This window comes from Bacillus jepli (assembly GCF_047238305.1).
Classification (GTDB): domain Bacteria; phylum Bacillota; class Bacilli; order Bacillales; family Bacillaceae_L; genus Ferdinandcohnia.
This window is the reverse complement of the sequence record NZ_JBDFMO010000001.1, coordinates 2726080-2742119: the sequence shown is the minus strand read 5'-3', so window position 1 is coordinate 2742119 and position 16040 is coordinate 2726080. Positions and strand designations below refer to the sequence as shown.

General features: G+C 36.5%; 18 protein-coding genes and 2 pseudogenes. 4 read left to right on the top strand and 16 right to left on the bottom strand.

All coding sequences use genetic code 11. The annotated features are described in order from the left end of the window. Positions 1-46: 46 nt before the first annotated feature. Positions 47-403, top strand: coding sequence for a DUF2512 family protein (locus tag ABC371_RS13995; protein ID WP_412899356.1), 357 nt, complete (start codon positions 47-49; stop codon positions 401-403). 45 nt (positions 404-448) lie between these two features. Here ABC371_RS13995 and moaA read toward each other — a convergent pair whose 3' ends face one another. From moaA to comGA, 9 genes and pseudogenes are all read right to left on the bottom strand, one after another. Continuing rightward, a complete protein-coding gene (gene moaA / locus ABC371_RS13990) occupies positions 449-1471 on the bottom strand; it encodes a GTP 3',8-cyclase MoaA (protein ID WP_412897348.1) in 1023 nt (340 codons plus the stop codon). 180 nt (positions 1472-1651) lie between these two features. Continuing rightward, positions 1652-1843, bottom strand: a complete 192-nt coding sequence (locus tag ABC371_RS13985; protein ID WP_412897347.1) for a YqzE family protein — start codon at positions 1841-1843, stop codon at positions 1652-1654. A 73-nt stretch (positions 1844-1916) separates the two neighbouring features. Beyond that, a complete protein-coding gene (gene comGG, locus ABC371_RS13980; protein WP_412897346.1) occupies positions 1917-2303 on the bottom strand; it encodes a competence type IV pilus minor pilin ComGG in 387 nt (128 codons plus the stop codon). Continuing rightward, positions 2303-2737, bottom strand: coding sequence for a competence type IV pilus minor pilin ComGF (gene comGF / locus ABC371_RS13975; protein ID WP_412897345.1), 435 nt, complete (start codon positions 2735-2737; stop codon positions 2303-2305). The genes comGG and comGF overlap by 1 nt, the downstream gene beginning before the upstream one ends. Beyond that, on the bottom strand, positions 2727-3065 hold the full coding sequence (locus ABC371_RS13970; RefSeq protein WP_412897344.1) for a hypothetical protein: 339 nt from the start codon (positions 3063-3065) through the stop codon (positions 2727-2729). The genes comGF and ABC371_RS13970 overlap by 11 nt, the downstream gene beginning before the upstream one ends. Beyond that, positions 3049-3417: pseudogene (comGD, locus tag ABC371_RS13965) on the bottom strand (competence type IV pilus minor pilin ComGD); the annotation flags it as partial. The gene ABC371_RS13970 and the pseudogene comGD, both read right to left, overlap by 17 nt. A 93-nt stretch (positions 3418-3510) precedes the next feature. After that, a pseudogene (gene comGC, locus ABC371_RS13960) lies at positions 3511-3765 on the bottom strand (competence type IV pilus major pilin ComGC); the annotation flags it as partial. A 53-nt stretch (positions 3766-3818) separates the two neighbouring features. Continuing rightward, complete coding sequence (comGB, locus tag ABC371_RS13955) at positions 3819-4862, bottom strand: competence type IV pilus assembly protein ComGB (protein WP_412897343.1); 1044 nt, start codon at positions 4860-4862, stop codon at positions 3819-3821. Next, the gene (gene comGA, locus ABC371_RS13950; RefSeq protein WP_412897342.1) at positions 4840-5916 is read right to left on the bottom strand and encodes a competence type IV pilus ATPase ComGA; all 1077 of its coding nucleotides are present in this window, start codon (positions 5914-5916) and stop codon (positions 4840-4842) included. Before comGA ends, comGB begins: the two co-directional genes overlap by 23 nt. Before the next feature lie 356 nt (positions 5917-6272). Between comGA and ABC371_RS13945 the strand changes: the two genes are divergently transcribed. Further along, a complete protein-coding gene (locus ABC371_RS13945; RefSeq protein WP_412897341.1) occupies positions 6273-6965 on the top strand; it encodes a helix-turn-helix transcriptional regulator in 693 nt (230 codons plus the stop codon). Positions 6966-7042: 77 nt separating this feature from the next. Continuing rightward, positions 7043-7285: a DUF2626 domain-containing protein gene (locus ABC371_RS13940; protein WP_412897340.1), complete on the top strand. Its 243-nt coding sequence runs from the start codon at positions 7043-7045 to the stop codon at positions 7283-7285. Positions 7286-7311: 26 nt separating this feature from the next. Here the strand turns inward: ABC371_RS13940 and ABC371_RS13935 are convergent, their stop codons facing one another. After that, positions 7312-8430, bottom strand: a complete 1119-nt coding sequence (locus tag ABC371_RS13935) for a class I SAM-dependent methyltransferase (protein WP_412897339.1) — start codon at positions 8428-8430, stop codon at positions 7312-7314. A gap of 378 nt (positions 8431-8808) precedes the next feature. Continuing rightward, a complete protein-coding gene (locus ABC371_RS13930) occupies positions 8809-9444 on the bottom strand; it encodes an MBL fold metallo-hydrolase (RefSeq protein ID WP_412897338.1) in 636 nt (211 codons plus the stop codon). Between the two features lie 330 nt (positions 9445-9774). Here ABC371_RS13930 and ABC371_RS13925 point away from each other — a divergent pair, with 330 nt between their 5' ends. Then, on the top strand, positions 9775-9948 hold the full coding sequence (locus ABC371_RS13925) for a DUF2759 domain-containing protein (RefSeq protein WP_116354509.1): 174 nt from the start codon (positions 9775-9777) through the stop codon (positions 9946-9948). Positions 9949-9994: 46 nt separating this feature from the next. On the opposite strand, the gene ABC371_RS13920 is transcribed toward ABC371_RS13925, so the two are convergent. From ABC371_RS13920 to ABC371_RS13900, 5 genes are all read right to left on the bottom strand, one after another. After that, complete coding sequence (locus ABC371_RS13920; protein ID WP_412897337.1) at positions 9995-11122, bottom strand: YqgU-like beta propeller domain-containing protein; 1128 nt, start codon at positions 11120-11122, stop codon at positions 9995-9997. A gap of 169 nt (positions 11123-11291) precedes the next feature. Next, entirely contained in the window at positions 11292-12485 is a 1194-nt protein-coding gene (locus ABC371_RS13915; protein ID WP_412897336.1) for a M14 family zinc carboxypeptidase, read from the bottom strand. 103 nt (positions 12486-12588) lie between these two features. Beyond that, positions 12589-14484, bottom strand: coding sequence for an LTA synthase family protein (locus ABC371_RS13910; RefSeq protein ID WP_412899355.1), 1896 nt, complete (start codon positions 14482-14484; stop codon positions 12589-12591). Positions 14485-14787: 303 nt separating this feature from the next. Beyond that, positions 14788-15750, bottom strand: coding sequence for an ROK family glucokinase (locus ABC371_RS13905; protein WP_412897335.1), 963 nt, complete (start codon positions 15748-15750; stop codon positions 14788-14790). A 19-nt stretch (positions 15751-15769) separates the two neighbouring features. Continuing rightward, positions 15770-15982 carry a YqgQ family protein gene (locus ABC371_RS13900; protein ID WP_412897334.1) on the bottom strand — a complete coding sequence of 71 codons (213 nt, stop codon included), beginning with the start codon at positions 15980-15982 and terminating at the stop codon, positions 15770-15772. Positions 15983-16040: the final 58 nt, after the last annotated feature.

The window sequence follows — 16040 nt, the reverse complement described above, 5'->3', positions numbered from 1 at the left end:
CTTTTCTTCTTATGTAAAAAATATCTCTTAAGGAGGTGTGAATGCTATGACTGGATTTATTATGAAGATTATTTTATTACCTTTGGTTGTAGCTATTTGTTCTGGCATTTTTAATAGTTTTGATTTAGTGGCATGGTATCAGCCAATCGGTATTGGAGTACTGTTAGCCATTATTGGTTACCTAATGGAAAGAATGATGCTTAGAAGAGATACAACAGTAATGACAGATATAGCCGATTTTGTTACAGCAGCACTTGTAGTATATTTTCTTACTATGTTTTACGATGGTGCAAGAGTGACCCTATGGGGCGCAATCTTAACAGCTCTGGTCATTACATTAGTTGAAATACCTATTCACCGTTGGTTAATAAGGTCAGGTAGGACCGAGAGATCAACGGCATGATTATAATAAAAAGAGGTGCTGCATTTACGAAGCACCTCTTTCCATTTACCCACCAATATATGACATTTCAATTTTCTTGCGTTTTTTCGCCGTTTCCTCTGTACGTTCATCTGAGTAACGATCACGTCTTGCCTGCCATACTGATTTTAGTGCTTCATCAATATCACTCTCGGATACACCCGAACGAACTAATGATTTTAAATCATGCCCCGCTGTTGCGAACAGACAAGTATATAGCTTACCATCTGCGGAAATTCTTGCTCTTGTACAGCTTGAACAGAAGGATTCTGTAACAGATGAGATGAATCCGATTTCCACTTCTGTCCCCACATAACGATATCGTTTTGCTACTTCACCGAAATACTCGGCATCTACTGGTTCCAATGGCATTTCACTGTTGATGAGGTCGTGAATCTCTTTTTTCGAAACGACCTGATCGAAATTCCAACCGTTTGTCGTACCAACATCCATAAATTCAATGAAGCGAAGGGTAATACCCTTTTCTTTAAAATATCGAGCCATCGGTAAAATTTGCGAATCATTTTTGCCTTTTTGAACGACCATGTTCATTTTCACAAGGAGTCCTGCATCCTGTGCGGCTTCAATTCCTTTTAGTACAGGTTTCACGCCAACTAAACGACCATTCATTCCTTTAAATATATCATTGTCAATTGCATCAAGGCTTACATTTACACGCTGAAGCCCTGCTTCCTTTAATTGCTTTGCATATTTCGGTAAAAATACCCCGTTTGTTGTGAGTGCAATATCTTCAATACCTTCTATATGAGTTAAACGCTCAACAAGCTCATGGACATTTTTTCTTACTAAAGGTTCTCCACCGGTTAACCGAATCTTTTGCACACCTAGTTTGACAAAACTTCTTGTCAACGTTTCTATTTCAAAAAAGGATAATAATTCTCCTTGCGGTAAGAATGAATAATCATCTCCAAAGATTTCTTTAGGCATACAATAAGAGCAACGGAAATTACATTGATCTGTGACAGAAATACGCAAATCACGTAAAGGTCGATTCAACTGATCAACAATTTTTTCTTCTTTTGTAGTCATCTAACCTGTCACTCCTACTTTATAAGTACCTATTACTCTATCATACTAATTTCAGGTTGTGAATAGAAACGACTAGTAGTAAATTTTGTTTTTAAAAAACATTCCGAAGCGAATAGCATAGATCAGAAAGCTGATGGTGCCTGGGATATACTTCAGCAAAAAGAGAGCTGACGACCAAAGTCAGCTCCCTCTTTTTTTCTTCTTCTTAAACATAAGCGATACAGCTAATGGCAAAATTCCAAACCACCGATTTGTTAATGGAGCCTGTTCTTCCTTACGCTGTTGCCTCGTAGCTTTCCGAACTTCTTTCGGTTGGTCTATAAACTTGACAAACTGTTGGGTTACAAATTTCACATAATCGTTTGTAGACATAATGACACCTACCTTTTCGAGCCTTAATGTTATTATTTCCACCATGATATAAATGTAACCACAAAAATTTGTTCTAGCGTAAATCTAGCCAAGAGCTAATCTCTTTTGTTTCATAATCGTACACAAAGCGTGCACTGCTTTTACGTTGTTCATTTGTCTTACATATTAAAGTAATATACGATGTTGTTATTGTTGCGGGTGAAACGTTATAGGTGATGATCCCTTTTGGATAATTGAATGAGCCCGTTAATTCTTTGCTTTCTACTTCACCCCATAATATTTCCTTCATGTCTCCTACTCCCAGTTGCATTAGATTCTCCAAAATTAAAATTTCTTCCGTTTCCTTTGAGAAGGCTTTTTCCGTCAGAAAAGCATTGACCTGAGAGGTAAAAACGAGAAAAAACAAAAATGAAATCGCGATGGTAACCGGCAGGATAAAACCCTTTTCATTTTTCATCATTAATTAACCTCCACTGATGTTAGGGATGAGATTAAGGCTTGATACGTCTTACCATCAACCGTCACAACTGTAATTAAAAAGCCATTGATTTTTGGTTCAAATGTAACAGCTGTGATATGTTGGAGTAGCAATTCATGCCCTTTTGAATTTACCCTTCTTCTTATTTTATCTGTATATTTTTCAAATCTTACTACATCACCCGCTGCATTATAAAAAGACAAAGACTCACCACTTGAAACGGTAATATCTCTCGCTTCACGGATTTCCATTTTCATTTGTTGAATTAGGATTTGCCATTCTAACTTGTTAAATTGTTCCCCATTATCTCGATAAATTACACTCAGGAATGGTGCAATAAATCCAAGAATGACAAGAAGGATTGAAAAGGTGACGAGCATTTCAACAAATGTAAAACCCTTTTCATTACTCGCCATTTAGAAATCCACATCTTTCATACGTTCTTGAAAGCTTGTCCTCCCAAGTAACACAAAGCTCCCACTTTTGAAACTTCTCACTAAAATTTTTTGAAAATTTGTAGGTAACCCCGTATTTCACCAAGTGATTTATTGATGATTCACCGTTATACTCTTTTTGTAGTTCTTCCGAAAGTAATTGAGTTCCTATATTAAAAATTTCTGTATTCCTTCGTTCTGTAATGATAAGCATTAACTGCGGAAGAAGCGTCACACAAAGCATTAGCCAGATGGATACTGACAGAAGCATCTCTACCATCGTAAATCCCCGTTTATCCTTTACTAACATAAAACCTACCCTTTCCTAATAAGAACGTGACAATATAGACACTCTCTTTATATCGAAATCTAATTTCACCAGCACGCCGGATATTTCCATTACTTGTAAAAACTAATTTCTGACCAAGCGTTGTAAATTGAATGTGGATGGCAGGATCAATTTTTCGAATAATGAATGCTACCTGCGAATCCCCCTTTGTTAGCCGATAATATGAGCCACTCGAACTAAAATACAGTGTGGCCGGCTCACTATTGCTGATTGCATACTGCTGACTTAAAAAAATATCGTTTTGAAGCTGCTCTAGAAATTGATCCATTTTTTTCGATTCATGGAGGGGTCTAAGCTGTAGAAGACCAATTGAGGAAATAATGATGACGATAGAAAGGACAAGCAATGCTTCGATTAAGGTGAAGCCTTTTTCATTAACTGGTAGGCTTTTCATGAACAATTTTAGATCTGAATCCATCTTGATTATGTCTCCATTAGGACAGGCAGGGACCTCATTACTCTTAAAATATCCGCCAGTTGCTAACGGATCCAACGATGTTAATAGATCATGGCCCTCCTCCATCTCATAAGCTTGCACCTGCGCCTCAACCATTTTGATCATTGCCTCACATCCCTTATTCTTAATGACAGAATTATGCTTTGTCACATTAGGTACCGTTATCAAGAGCAGGATCGATACAACTAATAATACAACTAACATTTCTACAAGGGTAAACCCCTTTTGATTGTTAAGTTTCAATTAATTCTTCCTTTCTATATTCCGTTTAATAGCTGAAACATTGGAATCATGATGGCCCCATACATGAGCATGATGATGACTCCAATAATCACAAATAAAATTGGTTGTACAATCGCTAATAATCTTGTCACTTTTTCCTCGGCTTTTTCCATAACATATTGACTATAGTGCTGGAGTTCGCTTGCTAAGTTTCCATTTGATTGACCATGCAGAATAATCATCGCTAAATCTGCTTCGTAATACTTTCGTACTCTCAAAATTTCTTCAAAACGGTTACCCGCTCTCAATAGCATCTTCATTTCTTTTGCTTCTTCTCGAAAAAACGGCGAGTGAAGTTGCTGCTCAAACATGGTTAAAGCTTGAAAAATCGATAATCCGCCTTTTAACAAATTACTGAGCTGTACAGAAAAGAAATGGGAATTATACATAATCATTACTTTTTTTAAAATGGGTATCTTTAAGAGTAGCTTCATTTTTTCAACGGGAGGTCTTTTTTGAAAATGAAGAAAATAATACGCGAGGCTAATGATTATTAGTAAACCGATAATGAGGAACAAATATCGATTTAGTTCTGGGAGCCTTACTAAAAGCTTGGAAATCAACGTTTGTTCATAACTCATGGAGGTAAATAGGCTTTCAAACTGTGGTAATAGAATTTTTTCAATCATCGTGAACATAAAACCAACAAATAACAAAAGGGCTAATGGATAGCGAATGAGCTTTTTTCCTTTATCAAGATGGTTCAGCTTTTTTTGTAGCATCGCACTTCCTTCACGAAGTGCAAATGAAACATCACCATGCTGCTCAGCAAAATAAATATAACCTAAAATATCCTTGTGAAAGCCGACTTTGCTGAAGGCTGTGTACAAAGATTCACCTTGTTTACAGGTTTCAATAATGGAGGTCACATCTTGACTATGTTTTTTCGGAAGCTGAAAAAGTAAAAATTGTGATGCATGTTCAAAAGAATAGCCTTGGTCAAGTAGGTCCCCAATTCTACTTAAATATAAGGACTGTTCTTTTAATGTCCAATTTTTATTTCCTTTCTTTGTCATCATTGACAACCCATCTTTCTAACGCATCCGGATATAAGTATCCAAGGGCAATTCCTTTTTTAATGACATCTTTTAATTTTTCGTAGTGATACTCTGCTTGGTCACCCCTTGCTTCCTTCATTACTTCCGTTAAGGCATGTCCGTTCAGAAGCTCGTACACACCTACCCTTCTAACTTTTCGATACTTCTTACAAAGCGGTGAACATTTCCCTTCACAATATGGACATTTTAGATCAACAAGCCTTTGTGCTGCGATGGCAATTAAGGTTTGTTCAATTTCCTGCAAGGATACGTCAAATTCTAACAGCCGATAAATCGCACCCTTTGAATCTCTTGTATGCATCGTTGACAGCACCAAATGACCCGTGAGAGCTGCGCGTACTGCAATTTTAGCTGTTTCAGTATCCCGGATTTCGCCTACCATTATAATATCGGGATCATGCCGCAAAATTGCCTTCAAACCATGGGCATAGGTGATTCCTGCCTTCTCGTTCACCTGAACCTGTAGGACATCTTCACTTCTTTTTTCGATTGGATCCTCTAATGTAATAATATTTCGGTTGAAAATCTTCTTCGTTGCGTGCAGTAAGGAATAGAGGGTGGTAGACTTGCCTGAGCCTGTCGGACCTGTGAAGATGATAAGGCCATGTGAATGCTTCAAAAGGGAGAGCAATTTAGTTGTCATGTTTGGAAAAAGCGATAAATTTGCAAGAGAATGAGATGGTGTTTCAGGTAGGATACGTATGACTAGACTTTCGTTGTAAGGTGTGGGCAGTGTAGACAATCGAAGGTTAATGGTTACTCCTTTGAGATTTAGGGTTATCGCCCCATTTTGTGGTCTTCTCCTTTCTCCAATATCCATTCCAGCAAGGAACTTATAATGGGAAATCAAGCGTTCGCAAACATCTTTTGGGACCGTTTGCTTATTAAATAAATCACTATCGAGTCGGTATTGGATCATGGCATCATTGATTTTGGGGACAAAATGAATATCAGATGCACTCATTGACCAAGCATCCTCGATCAATTGATCACCGAGGTGTTCGATTTCACTCAAATACTTCTCACTCCTTTTATATTATTTTTTTCTCTTGCAGGTATCATATTTCAACAAAAATCTACAAACTCCTTCTTTTTCCGAAAAAATAATTGTGAACTTTATTTGAACGTTTAGACAATAAAAAATACAACCACTGCCATGATGGTTGTATTTTTTAAAAGCGATTCAAGATTTATCTATCATTAGGAGGAATCAATACATTATATGTTGGTCGCATAAAAAATATGCTAATCAAGCTGTAAAATACTTTGTAGTTTTGTGAACATTTACCTACAAGTGATATAAATCACTTATTGATGGTATTTAACTGTACTATAATGAGAGTAACATTAGGCTCACAAGGAGTGATGACGGTGGAACAGACACTAAAAATAACGAATGTTTTAGCAGATCCAACACGATATTATATTTATCAATACATTATTAAACGAAATGAAGATGTCACCGTACAAGAAATCGCAGAGGAATTTGATATTCATCCGAATGTAGCAAGACTTCATTTAACAAAGCTTGAAGATGTAAATATGCTTGTTTCCGAAGCCAGAAAAACAGGAAAAGGTGGCAGACCAAGTCGCCTGTACCGATTATCGAATGATCATATTCAGATTAATTTTCCATTTCGCGACTATCAGTTACTTTCAAAAATTGCAATTGAAACAATGGCGTCCCTTGGTGATATAGGTAAAAAAGCGCTTGAACAAACAGGTAGACGATTTGGTGAGGAATTGGTCAACCATCAAACCCCTGTTTCGATTCATGAGCTAACGTTTGATCAAAAGCTAGACATTTTAAAAAAGGCATCCAAAGTGGCGGGTTTTTATCCAGATTTAGACCATAATAAGGATAAGACCAAGATTTTCTTAAAAATTAACAATTGTCCTTTTAAAGAAATTGCACAAGAAAATTTTGAAGCGGTTTGTGGTATGCATCATGCCTTTCTAAGAGGAATGTTTGATTTACTATTTGACGATGTGGTGCTAGAAGAGTCAGAAAACATCATTCTCGGATGTAATTCTTGCAGTTATCACGCAATTGTCGCAAAGTAATGTTTACATTTATGTAATCGTTACATTATAATAATAAAAGTGAGTGTTTATCATTTACAAGGGAGGGAAATATACATATGGAACGTATGTACCGTGTTTTAGGTTTTTGGACAGGTATCTTTTCAGTAATGTTCTTCGTTGGTGGTATGGATGTTCTAGCACTAATTTTCTTTGCACAAACCGGATTTTTCGTCCTTTTAAGCTACTTAAAATTGTCTGAAAGAATGTATATTTACGTGTTTGGCGCATATTTAACTGTTTTCTTCTGTGCCTTCTCTTACTACACCACATTTATGATGCCTTTAGGCGGAGGTCACTAAAAAAAGCGATGGAAACATCGCTTTTTTTATTTGTCTTGGAAAACATGATCCCAATTTATTTTACTATTTTTTTGCTGGATAAGGACTTGAAAAGCAGTACTCATTCCTTCATCCATGATAAGTGAACGAATGGCACGGTTTTGTTTACTTTTTTCTGAGAAAGGATTCGAATCAAAGTTATCCTGTAAAAATGTCAGAATCCCCGCTGCAAGTAGAAATTCATCCTGTCTTAGTTTCCTCACAAATTCAAGTCCATGTTTTGTACCACTTGAAATAAGTGTATCAAAATGGATATGGGTGGTAAGATCCATTTGACCTGGATATTCAAGTGGATTGTTAATTAACTGATGCTTGTAATAGCCACGAAGGCTCCCCTTCCTTCTAGCAGGTTCCATCCAATCCTTATTTGAATATCCGTAATCAACGGTAAAGACAACGACATTTCCAAGAAACTCATTTAACTCCTTTAGATAAGAAAGCATTTGAAGTGGGACCTCAAATCTTTGTCCATTAGCAAGTTCTATCTTCGAATGATCTAAATAGTGCAGAATACACGTATCCGCAAGCAGTTCAAGAATTTCACAAAGCTGTTCGTCCTTATTCAATGTGATTTTCACTTCATACATGTTATCATTTTGCTTTTCAATCACTCTAACCGGGAACGCATCAAACAATTCATTTGAAAAAAGAATTCCATTATATATTGGAAAATTCTTTTTAGCTTCATCTAAACTTTGAAACTGGATTACTTTTTTTCCAATCGGGAGAAGCTCCTGCTGCAAGCGTCGATGGTACGGACTTGTTTCAATCATGATATATGTGATTTTCTGATATGTTTCTTTGTAGGTATTCTGTAATTCGTCCAATACTGCTTTTGCGAATCTCCCATTTCCTCCACCAATTTCACAGATAAACGGAGATATTTTTTCATGCATGATTAATATATGGAACACAGATGCAAATAGTTTACCAAAAACATTAGAGATATTGCTGGTTGTGATGAAATCTCCCTTTTTACCTACCTTCTCTTCATGTTTCATATAATAACCTTTTTCTTCATGATAAAGGACGGTACTCATATACTCTTCATATGTAATTTTGTTGTTTGGAGATGATTTTATAAGTTCTTTTAGTATGTGCTGCATCTTCTCACCTTTTGCTAGTTTTCACCATTGACACAGTGTTTATATTATTATATTGTAATTTTAGTAGCTTACAATATCCCTCCCATTATACGGATATATAAGTCTTGGCACATGCCAAAATTTCAGGGCATTAAGAAGGTATTCTTAGTGCTAACATCCCCAGGAAAAGGTCTGACTATTTGGAGTCGGACCTTTTCTTTTTAAAAAGTTTAAAAAGAATAAGAAAGTATTCAATTTTTTACGTAGTTTTCGATGTCTAGCTCCATGCGCCATCAGCTCTCTGGTCTAAGCCAATCGCTTCGGAAGGCAAGAAGCGCCTTCTGTCAGCGCTCGTCTTATTCTTGTCGCCGATAGACGGGCGCCTTGCGCTTTTCGTAGTCAAAACCCGTTTAAAAAAGGATTTGAGTCCATTTCGGCTTCGATGGTTGTTTCTAGACCGTGTCCTGAGAGGACGATGGTTTCTTCCGGTAAAGTGAGTAATTTTTTATGAATGCTATCCAGTAATTGCTCATGACTTCCACCGGGAAGGTCTGTTCTGCCGATGCTTCCTTGGAATAAGGCGTCTCCTGAAAATACTACTCCTAGCTCTTTACAATAATACGAAACACTTCCTGGCGAATGCCCTGGCGTATAAAAAAGATCGAATGTAAAGTCACCAACGGAAAGTTCTCCTTCTTTCGGAAGAATCGTGGGCTCTACATTTGACAATATTTCTTGTCCAGGAATAAAATAAGCTGACCCATTTAAAGCAGGATCCTTTAGCCAGTTTTTCTCTTTTTCCTGGATATATACAGGAATATTCCAATGGGCTAAGCAATCATCGATGGCACCAATATGATCAAAATGGGCATGTGTTAATAGAATAGCAATTGGTGTTAGGGCTTGCTTGCGTAGAATGGCCGTTAACTTTTGCCCATCTCCACCTGGATCAAAGATGACGCATTCCTTCTTGGAATTTGCAAGTATGTATGCATTGGTTTGTAATGGTCCTAGCGGAATCCTTTGCCATTTCATTATTTTTCCTCCATTGCTTTATAATCTACCCTCTATTCTACACTAAAGAACGAAAACGAAAAAGCGCTTAACTAATTGCTCCAATGCTTTTTCTAAGAAAACATTTGTCTTCAAAGTGTCACTTTTTCCTCCTCGACAAAACTGGATAAAACCATTAGAATATAAATTGAATCTATCTATTTCTTTACATAAAGGGTTTTCAGCCTTTTGAACAACATTTTACCTTTTTGTGATGTTGTAAATTTTCATGCTATGGGAAAAATAGTATTGAATATGAAGTAAAGGCTCACTATTAACTGAAACATTGATTATAGCAAGGGGGTAAGACATATGGGTCTAATGATTATCTTTTCTTTAATCGTCATTTTAGCTGCATTTGGTATTATTCGTTCATTACGCGAAAAAAACCTTTTAGCCATACTTTTCTCAACAGGAATCTTTTTAGTATTAGGCTGGTTCACCATCATGACAATTTGGAAACATGGTTTCCCAACAGCTCACTAATATGAAAAGTTTTAAAAAGCCATCGGGAACTCGATGGCTTTTTACTTTAAAATATAATAAGATCCTCAACCTTTTTTGTCTTCAAATCAATGAACTTTTCGAATTGAAATCCGTATAAACATAGGAACCCATTTGGGGAAAAATTAAGTGGTTGATCATCTACCTTTTCAAGTATAACTTCTTCCTTTCCAGTACTCATATCATAGGAAACAAGCTCAAATTTTTCTCCATACGTATCAAATGCACCAGTCGAATATGGCTTAAACGAATAGAATTTCTTTTGCCCCACAACATAGTCTGAAGACGGAATGTACCACTTTGAATAATCACTCAAAAGGGGCATTTTATATTCATGTAGCTGTTTATTTTTTTCAGGATCGAAAAATCCAATCTTTGCAACCGAATCCTCTCCTTTGCTTAATTCATACGTAACTAACAAATCCTTATAGGTTGCAAAAGAAATAATGTTTTCAAATAAAAGTCCCTCTGTTTTCGTATTTAAATGGTACGAATAAAGCGGCGCAAAGAAATCAAGCGCATTTTGATCCCATTTCAAATAGGAAATTGTGTTTGAATTTATCCATTGAATAAACGGTTGAAACACCTCATAATTCGTTGTCTGCTGAACCTTTATATCAAGCAAGTGGGTTTGAAATGACCAATCCTCTAAAAACGAAGTAACAAAAACCTGATCTATATTGTATGGATTCCAGCTATAAAACAAATCAAAGGAATTCACTTGCCATTCATATTGTACATTGCCTGATTTGTCGACTACTGTTAACTTCACATGGTTTTGGGAATCTGAAGTATGTATTAAAAACATGGAGTGGTCTTCATTTGCCTTCATGGTTAGTACAGGAGCTTTTGTGTTCAAAAATAACTCCCTTTCACCTGTAAATAGATGATACCTGTAAATGGTAGAAGTTCCGTTCTCATCGATCACATATAGAATACTTTCATCATCATACCAATCGCCCACAATATTGAATTCTTCTCCTTGGAGGTCAAGCGGTTGTAATCGCTGATTTTCTCCTAAAAATTCAGATGGCAAAGGGCCCTTGGAAACATTCTTATTACTACTTTTTGGCACATCACTTATATCAAACGGTTGATGAGAGTTGCAGCCAGCTAGTAGAAAAAGAAACATAAAAACGAATATCCAATTTCTCACCAACTCGATAATCACCTCTTTATAAAAGATAAACATATACTGTCTTTTTATACAAAACTAAGTCTTCTATGTAGTATTTTTCCCTTAACAGATAATACGATTATGCATGTTAAAAAGTTTCAAAGCAAGAAAAAAAGCCGAAGAAAAAAACGACTTTATTACAACACTATCACATATACAACGAAGCCAAAAAGGCTCCAAGCGTTTCCTGATAAATTTCTTCAAATTGAGAAAGTGGCAGTGGATTAACACCTTTACCTAATTCAAATGTAAACCCCGGGCGTCTCCACTCTTGAATATACCAATCCTTAAAGCCTGCATGGCTATCGACAAAGCGCACTGCCTCATATCCTGACACTCTTGAAAATTCCTTTACCAGCGTTTCAGCATTAGGCGGCTCCAGTCCTTCATAGCCCCAATAAATGACCTCACCTTGCGTATGGAAGGCTAATACAGAGTTAAAATTGGAGGACCTTGTTAATTGTTCAATCGCAATGACCTCAGGTTCGGTTAATGGAGCATCACCGGGATAGTCTCGTGGTGCAGGTGCCTTAGGCTCTTTTCGCTCTTTTTCAATTTCCCAGTTAGCCGGAAATTGATTATTTAAATCGACTCCTCGAATATTCGCTTTCCAGTCTTTAAAATCAAGACTTCCATTGTTTATGTAAATTACTTCCTGTTTATATGGTTCCTGTTCAGGAGGTCCTTGGAGGACTAAATCGACTCCATCTGGGTTTACCATTGGGACAATTGATAGGATTACTTCTAAATAGAGTGGTTCAACATAAAACCCACGTATTGGTCTCATATTGGTTAGCGCTAATAAATACTCATTTAGAAAGGTCATGATTACATTGGTTGTTATCCATTCATTCGCATGAAAAGATCCGTTCCAATGAACTTTTTTTACGCCTCTTCCCAATCGTAACTCTACTAATTCTTTTCCTAATACAGATTTCCCAATTGGACGTGTTTGTAAAAATGGATAGATCCCTTGTAATTCCTGGATATCCCTCATCAGATCTTCAAAGTCATATTTCCGATTTCCATTAACGATCGGATCCACAACTCTCTCTGGTAATTGAATGGTTTGACCAACTTGTAGATTTTCTGCATCAATCCCTGGATTTACTAAAAATAAAGCATCAGCCAAAAGTGTATGTGATTTGGCAAGCTTCCATAACGTATCACCAGTTTCAATTGTATAGGGTCTTGATACAAAACCTGGAATGTTCACCTTTTCTCCTACCTGCAATTTGGTACTCTTTACATGTAAATTGGAGTCGGTAAGTAAATGTAATGGGATTGCAAACAATTGACTATAATACCAAAGCGTGTCACCTGGGCGGACTTTTACCTTCACCAAAAAACCTCCTTAGTTGCTTCTCCTACTATTCTATGAGTGAGAGGATGTACTTCATGTCATTTGAAAAAAACCTTGACCAATTGGCCAAGGCTACAATTTCTTATTCCGCGTACACTTCTGGTACTGGTTCACGATAGGATGTTCCATTATAAAAGCGGAGAAGGTCTCCATACACAATTTCATCAGAGTAATCTAATTCAAATCCCGCTTTTTCCATATACGGCTCACAAAAACTCATTTCAGACTCTTCACCTGTTGCTTTGTCATAGCAGGTATTTTTTGTTAACACATGATTTTCTGTGACGAAACTGCCATCTCTTAATACAACAAACGGTAATTTTTCCTTTGAAAATAAATCATTTCCGAAATGGACATCGTTTTGTATATCCATACCAAGAAGACTCAAGATCGTTGGTTTTAAATCGATTTGTCCAGCTACTGTTGAAATTACTTCGGGATTCTTGTCTGTCACACCAGGGATGTGAATGATTAAAGGTACCTTTTGTAGTTGGATTGAATCAAATGGTGTAATTTCTTCTTTTTCTAAAAACTGTGCCATCGCTTTATTATGGTTTTCCGAGATTCCATAATGATCGCCGTATAGAACAAAGATTGTATTTTCGTACATTCCCTCTTCTTTAAGTCGCTCGAAAAAGACTTTAATGGACTCATCCATATAGCGTACAGTTGGAAAATAACGATTCAACGTTCTAGAATTGGAATCAAATTCATTTACCATTCGATCCTCTTCCTCAAGTTCAAAAGGAAAGTGATTGGTTAATGTGATAAATTTCGAATAAAACGGCTGTGGCTGAGATTTCAAAAGATCAATAGATTGTTCAAAGAATTCCTTATCCTTTAAGCCCCAACCAATTGAGTTTTCTTCTGTTACTTCATAGCTTTCAACATCAAAAAATTTGTTGTATCCTAAGGAATCATACATGATTTCTCGGTTCCAGAAAGTTTTATTATTCGCATGAAAAACGGACGAAAAGTATCCATAATCCTTAATAACCTCAGGTGTTGCTGTAAATTCATTAGTTGCATGTGTAAAGAAAACAGCCCCGCGGCCAAGTGGATACAATGAATTTTCTAATAAAAACTCAGAATCTGATGTCTTACCTTGGCCTGTTTGATGATAGAAATTGTCAAAGTAATAGCTTTCATTTATTAAGTTATTTAAGAATGGTGTGATTTCTTGACCATCTATAGTTTCGTTAATGACAAAGTTTTGAAGAGATTCCATCGAAATAATGACGACATTTTTTCCTTTGGCAATGCCAAATTTATCGCTTGGGTCCTTTTGATTCGCCTTTAAGTAGTTTTCGATTTCAATAAATGAACTGCTATCGGCTAAAGCACGTTGTGCAGAAGATTTTGATTGAAGGACGATATCATAAATTTGATAGTTGTAAGTCCCGATGTTTTTCACTAACATTTCGCGGTCAAATGTTCTTGTTAATAATTGTGGTCGCTGTGCTTCAGCTAATCCAAGATTAAAGAAGAAAACGGCAGCAACTAGAATGAAATAAGATCTTCTTTCCTTCTTCGTAATTTCTTCAGCCAACGAAAAGCTTGGTTTATATTTGTTAATTAAGATCAGGATGACCACATCTAAGAACATTAGTGGATCTGTAAACTTCAAATTCCCTGTAATACTCGTTCCTAAATCCCCCATATTACTGGTTTGGAAGAGAACAGGAAGTGTCAGAAAATCGTTGAAGAATCTGTAGAATACAACATTGGCAAACAGTACAAACGAAGATAGTAAACTAGCAAATATAATAAATTTGTTACGGTGTTTTTCCTTAATAAAAAAGGAAATACCAAAGAACAGCAATAAGAAACTTAATGGATTGATGAGTAAAATAAACTCTTGCATCAAGTTTTCTATCTTAATATCAAAGCTAGTTTTATATACGATATATGTTTTTATCCAAAGCATAAATGCAGCTAAAAAGATAAACTTAGATTTGGATAATGTTGATGATTTAATCATCAAAATACCTCCTTGTTTTCAAGCCCGCGGAGCACAATTCCTATGTTTGTCAATTCCATTTTTAGGTAATTTACAAAAACCTAATCCTAATCTTAATATTTTTTTTACGAAAAATCAATCATCAAAAAAACCTAATTTTGTAAAATGGTATGATGTACATTATGTATATACATATAAGACGATTAGTTGACTAGAAAGTTTCATAGTAAATAAAAGTAACAATCTTTTAAATTTTCTAACATAAATGCAAAAAAAGAGATTTCATTGTGAAATCTCTTTTTACTAGTACTTTTGGATTAATTAAGAAAGCTTTGTTTTTGCCAAATACGCAGCACCAATCACGCCTGCATCATTTCCTAAAGTGGCAATTGTAATCTCGGCACCGTCCGCGACCCTCGGAAACGCAAAGCGTTTGAATTGTTTTTTTAATGGTAGTAGTAATTGTTCACCAGCTTTTGAGACACCACCGCCGACAACTATTTTTTCAGGGTTAAGACCATTCGCAATATGACTTAATGCCAAGCCAAGGTGATACGTTACGTGGTCAATGATGTTTTTTGCGAGCACATCCCCTTTAGCTGCGGCTTCAAAAACATCCTTCGAGGTTATTTCACCCGTTCTCTCAAATTGTTCACGGATTAGACTTGATTCATTTTTCGTTTGAATCGCCTCTTTTGCCAAACGTGCAATACCTGTTGCGGATGCAATTGTTTCAATACAGCCGGTCTTGCCACAGCCACATAAAGCACCACCTTCAGGTATGGAGGTGATATGACCAATCTCTCCACCTGCACCATTTACTCCACGAACAACCTCGCCATTGGAAATGATTCCTCCACCAACTCCGGTTCCTAATGTTACACAGATTAGATCCTTCGCTCCTTCACCTGCACCCTTCCACATTTCACCGATAGCCGCGACATTGGCGTCATTATCAACCGCTGCAGGTAACCCGATTGTTTTCTCTAACTCTGCTTTTAAAGGAAACATTTCCTTCATGCCTAGGTTGGTCGCTTTATAAAATACACCTTCTTCGAAATTGACAGGTCCAGGTGCTCCCATTCCTACTCCAACAAATTGTTCTTTCTTTAGCTGTAATTCAGTCATTTTTCCCTCTATTGCCGCAGCAATGTCTGGGATAATCTTATCTCCAGATTTATCAGTTGGAATTTCCCATTTGGTGACAATTTCACCTTCTTGGGTAATAAAAGCAAGCTTAATCGTTGTTCCACCCAAATCAATACCCATTAATAAGTTTTCCATATGTATTCCATTCCCTTGTTTATTTGTTTTTCGCTCTTTTCTCTGTTTCCATCACGATTTCTTGACGGAGGAGAAAAATGGCTGATTGATAGTCTTTTGTTTCAATGAGCTGTGAATTGTAGAGCTCTTGGATTTCAGATTCCATTAATTCAAGATCAGCGACGCGGTCACCGACGTAAATGATGGTTCCAAATTTTTTTAGAAATTGTTGAATATCATAAATTGTTTTCACCTTTTCACCTTCTGCATACCACAATATAATCTAGCTTATTCAAAAAAAGGGGAACACG